This window comes from Sutterella wadsworthensis 2_1_59BFAA (assembly GCF_000297775.1).
Classification (GTDB): Bacteria; Pseudomonadota; Gammaproteobacteria; order Burkholderiales; family Burkholderiaceae_F; genus Sutterella; species Sutterella wadsworthensis_A.
In genome coordinates, this window is record NZ_JH815513.1 from 409,767 (window position 1) to 420,295 (window position 10,529).

General features: G+C 61.5%; 8 protein-coding genes, 1 tRNA gene and 1 pseudogene. 1 reads left to right on the plus strand and 9 read right to left on the minus strand.

What is annotated here, in order from left to right; translation table 11 throughout:
- The 9 genes from HMPREF9465_RS12145 to HMPREF9465_RS01925 form a co-directional block, all read right to left on the minus strand.
- On the minus strand, positions 1-935 hold a 935-nt coding region (locus HMPREF9465_RS12145), incomplete at its 3' end, for an RNA-guided endonuclease InsQ/TnpB family protein (RefSeq protein WP_005433558.1).
- Positions 936-1,111: 176 nt separating this feature from the next.
- A complete protein-coding gene (locus tag HMPREF9465_RS01890; protein WP_005433560.1) occupies positions 1,112-2,914 on the minus strand; it encodes an aryl-sulfate sulfotransferase in 1,803 nt (600 codons plus the stop codon).
- A 192-nt stretch (positions 2,915-3,106) separates the two neighbouring features.
- Entirely contained in the window at positions 3,107-3,652 is a 546-nt protein-coding gene (locus HMPREF9465_RS01895; protein WP_005433563.1) for a hypothetical protein, read from the minus strand.
- A 183-nt stretch (positions 3,653-3,835) separates the two neighbouring features.
- Positions 3,836-3,912, minus strand: a tRNA-Pro gene (locus HMPREF9465_RS01900).
- Positions 3,913-4,007: 95 nt separating this feature from the next.
- Positions 4,008-4,490 (minus strand): integration host factor subunit alpha, encoded by a 483-nt coding sequence (locus tag HMPREF9465_RS01905; protein WP_005433566.1) that lies wholly within the window; start codon positions 4,488-4,490, stop codon positions 4,008-4,010.
- Between the two features lie 59 nt (positions 4,491-4,549).
- Positions 4,550-6,967 (minus strand): phenylalanine--tRNA ligase subunit beta, encoded by a 2,418-nt coding sequence (gene pheT, locus HMPREF9465_RS01910; protein ID WP_005433567.1) that lies wholly within the window; start codon positions 6,965-6,967, stop codon positions 4,550-4,552.
- Positions 6,968-6,997: 30 nt separating this feature from the next.
- On the minus strand, positions 6,998-8,014 hold the full coding sequence (pheS, locus tag HMPREF9465_RS01915; RefSeq protein ID WP_005433568.1) for a phenylalanine--tRNA ligase subunit alpha: 1,017 nt from the start codon (positions 8,012-8,014) through the stop codon (positions 6,998-7,000).
- A 309-nt stretch (positions 8,015-8,323) separates the two neighbouring features.
- Complete coding sequence (locus tag HMPREF9465_RS01920; RefSeq protein WP_005433569.1) at positions 8,324-8,791, minus strand: YjiG family protein; 468 nt, start codon at positions 8,789-8,791, stop codon at positions 8,324-8,326.
- Positions 8,784-9,455, minus strand: a complete 672-nt coding sequence (locus HMPREF9465_RS01925; RefSeq protein WP_005433570.1) for a hypothetical protein — start codon at positions 9,453-9,455, stop codon at positions 8,784-8,786. The genes HMPREF9465_RS01920 and HMPREF9465_RS01925 overlap by 8 nt, the downstream gene beginning before the upstream one ends.
- A gap of 753 nt (positions 9,456-10,208) precedes the next feature.
- Here HMPREF9465_RS01925 and HMPREF9465_RS13610 point away from each other — a divergent pair.
- A pseudogene (locus HMPREF9465_RS13610) lies at positions 10,209-10,529 on the plus strand (hypothetical protein); the annotation flags it as partial.

The following is a 10,529-nucleotide window of genomic DNA, read 5'->3' on the forward strand; positions in this document are numbered from 1 at the left end:
GACGCCGTCATGTTCTTCACCTTCAGGTCCTCGACGTACACGCAGCCGTACTCCTGCGCGAGCGCATGCGCCGTCTTCCTGTGGAAATCCTGTCGAATGCAACGAATCTTTCGGTATAGGTTTTGAATCCTCTCCTTGAGCTGACGGCGCTTGCGACTCGGCTGCTTCTTGTCAAAAGGCTCCGCCAGTCCCAACTTCGCGAGTTTCTTTCGCGACTCCTGGTTGAGCGAAAGCTTGCGTTTCAAGCCCGCAATGCGTTTCTCGATCGAGCGAATCTTCTCCGTGTCGAGATCGTAGAATCGTCCGTCGCTCGTCGCGACGGCATGCACGACGCCGACGTCGATTCCGACATCGAGCGCCTTCATGTCGGGGGCCTGGACTTCGAACTCAACCGTGAAGATCACGAACCAGCGGCCGCAGTCCTTCTTGACGTGAATCTGTTTCACGACACCGGGAACGAGCGTCCCGTTCGCACACTCAAACGCGATGGCGCGCGTTCTACGGTATCGAATCCAGCCGATCTTCGGGAGCTTGACTCGCCCGTTGGCATTGTCGATGTGTTCTGGAGCAAACTGCGGAACCCGAAAGCCGTCTCCGATATCTTTCGCCTTGAACTTCGGCCATCCTTTGTGTGCCGGATCGCTCTTGGGACGGAAGCTGTCGCTGATGGCGCGATCGAGATCGAGCAGGGCTTGCTGGAGCGGTTGGGCCATGGCCTCTCGAAGGAAGGCGGTCTCGGGTTGTTTTTTCCAGAGCACCAACTCGTGGGCGAGCTCCTTGTAGGTGAGAAGCTTTTCACCTTTAGACTTGCGCTCGTTTTGGATCCCCAACGCCTTGTTGAAGACAAACCTGCGGCAACCGGCGTTTCGGCTCAAGGCCGCACGTCGGGTCTCGTCAACATAGAGTTCGTATTGAAAGGCGCAGGTGATCTTCATCTGAACATCATGGCACACTTCCTTCAAGAATGCGTGCTTTACGACCAAATGCCCATTTGGGCCTTATATCCTCCCCATGAATGGAGAGGTTTTACGGCCCGTTAGATAACAAAAGGGAGGACTACCTGCGGAATCCTCCCCTTGTCATCCTGTCGGCCCGTCAGGCTGCAGGAGCGTCAGCGAACGAAAGCCTTCTGCGCATCGATCGGTAGTGCGCGATAGCCCAGACCGCCCTTGAGGTGCATCTCGAAGGCAGGCTTCGTTTCGCCCCAGCGGAATTCCGTCAGGACGGGCGCGGGGCCGGTCTTGCTACCCGTGCCGATGCTCGCCCAATAGACGACGACCGAATTCTTGTCGGCCTGATACTCGACGGAGGACGTGATCGGCGAGTAGAGCTCATGGCCGCGTTCCTTGCCGTACTCCCAGACCTGCTCGACGGTCATAGCCTTCTGGTCGATCTTGTAGACGACGGCACGGCTGTACTTCTCGTTCTGGTCCTCGGGCTGCACGAAGGCGCGGCCGTCGCCGTTGTCAAAGACGGAGACGTAGACAATGTCGCCCTTGCTCAGCTCATCGATCTTCCAGGCGGTGTGCTGCGTCCAGGTCCAGTCGAAGCCGCCCTCGCACTTGCCGATGCGGCACGAGAGGGGCCTGCCGTCCTTGCCGACGGGCGTGAGGACCTTGTCCTTCAGACCGTCGCGCCAGCCGTTCGGGGCGGCGAGGATCCACTTCACCTGCTTGTCACGGCCGATCTTGACGACGGCGGACTGGTGGCGGGAGGAGAGGATGATCGAGTCGTCGACGGGGTCGTGGTCGACTGAGTTGACGTGGGCCCAGTTGCGGCCCGCACCCGTGCCCGCGATGTCACCGAAGGCGTGCTGGGCCTCGAGCTTGGCGAGCTGCTCGGCGGAAAGCGTCTTGCCCGACTGCGACGTGTCGATGTTGAGGCAGACGGCGCCCTGGTCAATCGACTTGAGGACGATGTTGCGGTTCGGATCAAGAATCTCGAAGAGGCGCCATTCGTCGACGACCTCGCCCGAGGCGTCGACCTCGATGATCACGTCGCGGACCGTGCGCACGCGCGTGTCGTCGGCGCGCCTGAGGTCGGGCGAAGCGACGCGCAGGAAGTAGCCGCCGTTTTCAGCGGGCATCATCGCGTGGCTGAAGTCGGCGTAGTTGGCGGGCAGGCGGCGGTTGAAGACCTTGCGGCCGAGCAGATCGTACTTCGCATAGTGCTGGCCGTAGCCCCAGGAGAGCGCGCCGTCGGCGTTCTGATGGAAGCCCATCATGATGCCCGCGTCGTAGAGCGACTCGGGATCATAGATGCGGTCGGCCTTCATGTACCAGCGGATCTCGCCCTTCGTGTCGAGAATCGCGTTTCGCGGCGGATTGTTCCACTGCAGGGCGCCGCCCACGGGATTGTTCCAGACCGCGCGACTCGCGCGCACATCGGCTGCGCCGAGATTGTTGATGAAGTAGAGGCGATCTGAGAATTCCTTGGGCGCGGGCGTCGTCACCTTGGCCGTCATGAAGTTCTGGGCAATCGCGGGATTTCCCGTCGTTTCAAGCCAGGCAGGCTGCGTGTTGATCACGTAGCTTTCCGTCACGGTCTTCTCCTCGCCCTGAAAGACGCGCGTATAGGTCACCTCGACCGTATTGCGCCAGCCCGCGTAGAGGCCGAAGACGGGAATTCCGCCGTGCGTGCGCAGGGTCTGCGAGCCAACGTCGTACTTGATCTCCTGGCCCCCCTCCTTCGGGACGATGCGCACGGTCGCATGCTTGAGGACGTAGCCGCCGTTCCTGATGACGGCAGTGAGGGGCGCAAGCCCGTAGGGATTCACGATCGTCTCGCCGAGCGTGCCCTGCACGGCATAGCCCACCTTGAGGCCGCTCGGGCCGCCGACGGCGTGGGACGGAGCGGCAAAGGCCGCGGCGAAGATGCCGGCGACGACCGGCAGAAGTTTGAATGCAGTACGCACTATCCTCTCCTCTTTTTCTGAGCGCCGGCTGCGGCGTGCGCAGGCGGCATCCTTCGATCTTAGCAAAGCCTGCCCGATGAAAGCGCAAGAAGGGGCATGAAGACTCAAACGCAAAAGTCCCGCAGGCGGACGCCGGACGGGACTTCGGGTACGCGTCCGAAGTTCGGACGCGCATATGTCGACTTATGCAAATCAGCCGCGCAGCGACTCGATCGTCTCGAGCATCTTCAGTTGGCCGGGGCAGTTGTCCTCACCGAAGCGCTCGACGTCGATGCGAGCGAGGCGACGGACGATTTCAAGGCTCGTGGCGTGGAGTGCGTAGGGGCAGCCCTGGTCCCTGATGTGCGCGACGATGCCGTCGACGGAGCCGTAGATGCCGTCGGCGAGAATGGCGCGGGCCTGTGCGACGCGCTGGAAGTTGTCGCCCCTGTAGTCGGGGATCACGCGGTCCTCGGTGAAGCCGCGGTCGGCGATGTCGCGAAGCTCGGCGGAGAAGTCGAACTTGTGCGCGCAGAGCTCCTCGGTGCTCATGCCGCCGAAGACCGTCTCAAGGTGCTCGAGCCATTCTCGAGTGCGGTTCCCCGCCTTGTCGCGGGCGAGCGGGTTGAGATCCTCCCAGCGGTCGATGACGTAATCGAGCGCCTGAACGACGGCGAACTGCGAGTACATGAGACCCGCCTGATCGGTCTCGCTCCTCATGGTGTTGAAAAATGCACTGACGGCTTCCTGCGGCGTCATGACGTCTCTCCTTGGGTCGTGGAATCGAAAGGCGCCCGCCGCGTGCGGACGCCTGCATCATGAATGTTAGACCGCGAACCTCAAGGGAACCTTACGGCTCGAAACGACCGGAGGCCCCCGGGCGCTAGGTACGGATGAAAAAAAAGAGGCTGTTCATTTCTGAACAACCTCTTTTCCTGGATTTGGTCGGGGCGGCGGGATTCGAACTCGCGACCCCTTGCACCCCATGCAAGTGCGCTACCAGGCTGCGCTACGCCCCGAAGGATTTGAAGTTTATCCTAGCTTGCCGAAAAAAGCAAGAGCATTTCTTCAAATACCATATTTACGTGATAGCCCTGCCTTTTTGCAGGCGTTTTCAGCCCTTCTTCTTCTCACGAAGCTTCGCAGTGACGCGAGTGTTGAGAGTGTCGGAGGACTGGTAGCAGACCACCGTACGCTCCTCGAGCATGACCGTTTCGCCCGTCCAGGGGTTCCGGGCGGGTCTCGGCGCCTTGTAGCGCACGGAGAACCTGCCCAGTCCCGAGAGCTTGACCATATGTCCCTGCACGAGATGGTCGAAGATCATGTCGAAGAACTCCGCCACGAAGGCGCGGCTCTCGGCGACATCGAACCCGTGCTCCTCGCAGAGCAGATCGACCAGGTCCGCCCTCTTGAAGCAGGGCGTGCCGTAGTCCAGGTCTTCGTCCTCGGACGCGAGCTTCGGGGCGGGCCTTGCGGCCGTGTCACGCACCTTGCGCTCGGGCTTGGGCTCGGGGGCGGGCGGCGGAACCGCGGGCTCTTCGGGCTCGTTCTCCCAGTCGTCGGGGAAGAGGACACCAGATTCAGTGAAGGATTTCATAAGGATTCTCGACCTGCGCCCTCACGGAGAGGGCGCAGATCGCAGGATGAAGACGTTGATCAAGCGCGAAGGCGTGCACCGGCACGTTCGAGCACCTCGACGAGGGCCTGCATCGTTGCATCAGCCTCTGCGTCCGTAAGGGCCTCCTCGCCCGTCGAGTTGAGCTCGACGGCAAAGGCAAGCGACTTCTCGGCATCGCCCTCGTCGGTCTTCGGACGATAGAGGTCGAAGAGACCGAAAGAGACGAGCGCGCCGAGACGGGCGTCGGAGACGCGGGCGTCGTTGACGGCGTCCATGAGAACCTGCACTTCAAAGTCGGCAGGTACCACGACGGCGACGTCGCGGCGCATCGGCTGGAACTTGCTCACGGGCGTGTAGCGCGGCAGCTCGAGCGTGAGAAGCGGCTCGACCTCAAGCTCGAAGACGACCGGCGCATTGGGCAGGCCGTATTCGTGCACGAGCTTCGGATGAAGTTCGCCGATGAAGCCGACGCGCTTTTCGCCGACGTAGATGGCGGCGCTGCGACCCGGATGAAGGGCGGGGAAGACCTCCTTCACGAAGCGGGCCTTGAGCGGAGCGACGAGGCGCTCGACGTCGCCCTTGACGTCGTAGAAGTCGACGCGGCGGGCTTCGACGCCCCACTGAACGTCGCTGGCCGTGCCGTAGGCGAGGCCTGCGATGTGGGACGGTTGGCGCACGCCCTTGACGGACCACGGACCGTCAAGCACGGCGGGATCCGGGAAGAACACGCGGCCGAGCTCAAAGACGCGGACTCGTTCGGCCTTGCGGTTGAGGTTGTACTTCAGGATGTCGACGAGACCGCCCACGAGCTGCGTGCGCATGACGGAAAGCTGGCTCGCGATCGGGTTGAGCAGGCGGATCGGCGCGTCGTTGCCGGCGAAGTCCTTTTCCCAGGCTTCGGGCACGAACGAGAAGTTGATGAGCTCCTGATAGCCGAGGACGGCCATTTCACGGCGAAGCGCGTGACCCGTGCGGGAGGCCTCCTTCGGAGACTTCATCGCAATGCGGGCGAGCGGCGGACGGTCGGGAAGCTTTTCGTAGCCGTAGAGACGGGCAACCTCCTCGATGAGGTCCTCCTCGATCTCGATGTCGAAGCGGTGCGACGGAGCCTGAACCGTGAAGACCTCGCCGTCGAACGTGTATTCGAAGCCGAGGCGCGTGAACGTGTTGTGCATGGCCTCGACGGGGATGTCCATGCCGACCACCTTCAGGCAGCGGGCGACACGCATCGTGACGGGCTTCCTTTCGGGGAGGTTGACGATCTGGTCGTCGACCGGGCCCACGCGGGTTTCGGACGTGCCGCAGATCTCGAGGACGAGGCGCGTGACGTATTCCATGTGCTGGGCGTTCGTGCCGAAGTCGACGCCGCGCTCGAAGCGGTAGGCGGCGTCCGTCGAGAAGTTGAGCTTGCGACAGCGGCCCTGGATGGCGAGCTGCTGCCAGAAGGCGGCCTCGATGAAGAGGTCGGTCGTCGTTTCGGAGACGGAGCTCTTTTCGCCGCCCATGATGCCGGCGATGCACGACGGCGTGTCGCCGTCGCAGACCACGCCGTAGTAGGGCGTGAGTTCGACCGTCTGCTCGTTGAGCAGCTTCAGGCTTTCGCCTTCGCGGGCCCAGCGCACGGTGATGCGGTCGCCTTCAAGCTTGGCGAGGTCGAAGAAGTGCGTCGGACGGCCGAGCTCGAGCATGACGTAGTTCGAGATGTCGACGAGCGCGGAGATGTGGCGCATGCCGGCGCGCTCGAGGCGGTCGCGCATCCACTGCGGCGTCTCGGCGGCGGGATTGAGGTTGCGGATCACGCGGCCCGTGAAGCGGCCGCAGAGGTCGGGGGCTTCGATCACGACGGGCTTGACGCATTCGCATGTGGCGGGCACCGGATCCATGGCGGGCATGACGAGCGGAGCGCCGGTCACGGCATGGAGATCGCGGGCGACTCCCGTAACGGAGAGCGCGTCGCCGCGGTTCGGCGTGAGCTTGATCTCGATCTTGGAGTCGTCGAGCCTGGCGTACTCGCGGATGTCCGTGCCAATCGGCGCGTCTTCCGGAAGAATCCAGATGCCGTTGTGCTCTTCGCTGATGCCGAGTTCGCGGGCGGAGCAGAGCATGCCCATGGACACGACGCCGCGCAGCTTGGACTTCTTGATCTTGAAGTCGCCCGGCAGGACGGCGCCGATCGTGGCGCAGGCGACCTTGATGCCGGCGCGCACGTTCGGGGCGCCGCAGACGATCTGGAGCGTTTCGCCCGTGCCGGCATTCACTTCGCAGACGTGCAGATGGTCGGAGTTCTCATGATCGCGGCAGGTGAGGACCTCGGCGACGACTACGCCCGTGAAGGCGGGAGCCACGCTCGTGACCTCCTCGACTTCAAGGCCGGCCATCGTGAGCGTTTCGGCAAGCTCTTCGGTGCTGAGCTGCGGATTGCAATATTGACGCAGCCACTCTTCTGTAAACAGCATTTCAGTAATTCCTTTCGATGGTTGGCCCGGTTAGTTGAACTGACGCAGGAAGCGCAGGTCGCCTTCGAAGAAGAGGCGCAGGTCGTCGATGCCGTAGCGGAGCATCGTGAGGCGCTCGAGGCCGGAGCCGAACGCGAAGCCGATGTGCTTTTCAGGATCGAGGCCGAAGTTGCGCACGACGTTCGGGTGCACTTCGCCGGCGCCCGAGATCTCGAGCCACTTGCCCTTGCGCGGGCCGCTCGTGAACATCATGTCAACTTCAACGGACGGCTCGGTGAACGGGAAGTAGGACGGACGGAAGCGAACGACGAGGTCATCCGTCTCGAAAAAGCGGCGCAGGAAGTCGCTGTAGACGCCCTTGAGGTCGGTGAAGCTCACGTCGTCACCGATCCACAAGCCTTCGACCTGATGGAACATCGGGGAGTGCGTAGCGTCGGAGTCGACGCGGTAGGTGCGGCCCGGGGCGATGATCTTGATCGGAGCCTCATGCGTGCGGGCGTAGCGAACCTGCATCGGAGAGGTGTGCGGACGCAGCGGCAGCTGGCGGCCTTCCTCGTCGCAGCGGTCCACGTAGAACGTGTCCTGCATGGAGCGGGCGGGATGGTTGGGCGGGTTGTTGAGGGCCGTGAAGCTGAACCAGTCGCTTTCGATTTCGGGACCGTCGGCAACGTCGAAGCCGATGGAGCGGAAGATCTCCTCGATGCGCATCCATGTGCGCATGACGGGGTGGATGCCGCCTTCGGTGCGGACGCGGCCCGGAAGGGTCACGTCGATCGCTTCGCTGGCGAGCTTGGCCTGCATGGCGGCCTGAGCGAGCTGTTCGCGGCGGGCGTTGAGCGCGGCTTCGATAGCGGCCTTGGCCTTGTTGATTTCCTGACCGCGGGCGCGGCGCTCTTCGGGCGCGAGCTGGCCGAGGCTCTTCATGAGAGCCGTCACGGCGCCGCTTTTGCCGATGTACTTGGCCTTGGCGTCTTCCAGGGCAGCGGGCTGCTCTGCCTGAGCGAAGTCCTGACGCGCGGACTCGATGAGTTCGGAAAGATCCTGCATGTTCACTGATCTCGACTTTGATGTTGTAAAACCGGGCGGGATCACCCGTCCGGTCCATGGCGGCCGCGCATCCTCATCCGAGGGTAACGCCTGACGCGGAGGATGCCTGCTGCGACAGCCTGTTGCGAAAAAAGGCCCGAATGGTCTCCGGCTTCTTTTCGCAAGAGGCTCCCATCGCAAGAGAGGACCGACGAAAAATCTTATTTTACAACGACTTGTCTGCATTCCCAAAATTTTGAAGAACCGGAAAGCGCGAAAGCCGGCGGCTAAAGCCGTCGGCTTTCGGGTTGTGATTGCTCAGGGACGCGGTCAGGCGACGAAGCGCATCACGATCATGCCAAGGCAGGCCATGAAGACGCTGTTGAACATGAGCAGCGGCCAGTACTTCTTCGGGCAGTTGGCCACGCCGAGAAGACGGCCCATGTACTGGATCTGGGAGGCCATCAGAATGAAGGCCGGCGCGAGAATCGTCACGTCATGGGCGTTGAGCTGGCCGGCAGCGGCCAGGCTGGCGGCAACGCCGACACCGGCGCCGCAGGAGAGCCACGTGGCGAGAAGCACCGTGATGGCCTCGCCCGGAAGGTCGAAGGCGCCCATCACGCCGCCGCAGGTGTCGCCGAGGAACTTCATGACGCCGAAGAGATTCAGCATGTACGTGAGCACGAAGGCCATCAGCACGTTCGGCAGCAGGCTGTAGAGACCGATGTCGAGACCCTTGCGCAGGCCGACGATGAAGATGTCGAAGGGATTCTTCGAGGTGGTGGAGTGATTAGTCATTTTCGAAGTCCTTGCGATAAACGGTGCTGAGGATGGTGCGGATCAGAGCGCCGCCCACGAACTTGAGGACCAGAATGAGGGCCATCGGGATCCAGACCTTCACGGTGAAGAGCGTGAAGAGACCGGAGACGGTGGAGTAGTAGTTGGACACGCAGCCCGCGCCCGTATACTGCCAGGCGCAGATCGTCACGAGGTTCTTCGTCGTGATGCGGCCTTCGTCGTGCAGGGCGCGCGTGATGGCGGCGCCGCCGTCGGTGGACTGAAGGTCGGTGATGAGGGCAAGGCCCGTGTAGCCCGGCACGCCGAGGATCGGCTTGAGGAGCGGCGTCAGGATGACCTGAGCGGCACGCAGAGCGCCGTAGAAGGAGAGCACCTCAATGAGGCCCATGGCGAGCATGACACCGGGGAACAGATTGAGGGAGAAGAGGAAGCCCGCGCGGGCGCTGAAGCCGCCGGAGCCCTGAAAGTTGCTGGCCGTGCCGGCGATAGTGCCGTACTTGCCGATGAGGGTCGTGTAGTCGAAGGCGCCGAGCCACTTGTAGGCGTCGGGCATCTTGTAGAAGACGCCGGAGAAGATGATGATGGCAAGCGCGAGCGCGATGTACGCGCCGAAGCCCACCTTCGGATTCTCCTCGCAGGCAGTCTGAGTCTTGGGATCCGCCATGAGTCTTGTCCTTTTTCGGAGGGAGGGTTGAAGTGAAGACGATTGAATCGTTCTTCTGCGAAAGGCGCCCCAGCGACGGCGGTGATCCGTTGTCGGGGTTTACCACGCATCGCAGTATACCTGCGCCGACTTTCGGACTGCCTCGGGCGTTTGTACTAGACGCCCCGACGCCCGGACAAGACTTCGGCAGGAGCTTCGACGAACCCCACCGAAGGCGCAGTCGTTTTCGTCACTTTGACGAGAACAGACACCCCTCCGTCTAGGCACAACGCCCTAGGGAAAATTCTGATGCCTTTCGGCCTCTTTTTTTCATGAAAAAGATGAGAGCAAAGCACGCCCCCCTGCGGCCCGAAGTCGCATCATGAAAGATTCGCAGGAACCAAGCCCTCATCACCACACCGAGATCTGCGTCGCACCCGTATCTCTTCATGAGCTGATCTGAATGGTTGGCGATGCACCTGCTCCTTATTTTTCATCATAGATGGGTGATGAACGGTTTGTCATCATGTCCATTTTTTTTGCTCAAAAGCGACAGACCGCAGGCTTTCACGGGAAAGCGCTGCGGCCTCGGAGTCCTCGAAGGACGGAAAAAAGGGCGAAAAAAAAGGGTTCATCTCGGAAGTCCGTGGAACGCGGCCTTGACTTTTAAGAAAAAGTCTGGTCGGCTCCCTCCAAGAAAAAAAGTAGCGCTCACTCCAAATTTCAGGCAGATTCAAGTTACTAGAGAAGAACCGCGAAAAAAGGATGAGCGCTATGACCAATATTGTAGGGCAACTTTTCAAATCTCTCGATCCATGGCCCGGCTTCCAGATCACTTCTTTCAAGATTCAAGTCTCGCCCGTAGATGGCAGGAAGACTCTCATTCTTGATTTGCGACCTGTCGAAGGATCAATGCCGATATGTTCGCGCTGCCGCCATGAGGCACCGCTCGTTCACAGCTATGTTTCCAGAAGAATCAAGGAGTGCTCCCTTTTAGGGTATTTTGTTGAGCTCAACGTGACATTTCGACGAGTGGACTGCCTTCATTGCAAAGGACATCCAATGGAAGCCGTAGAATGGCTTGCGCCGTTCAAG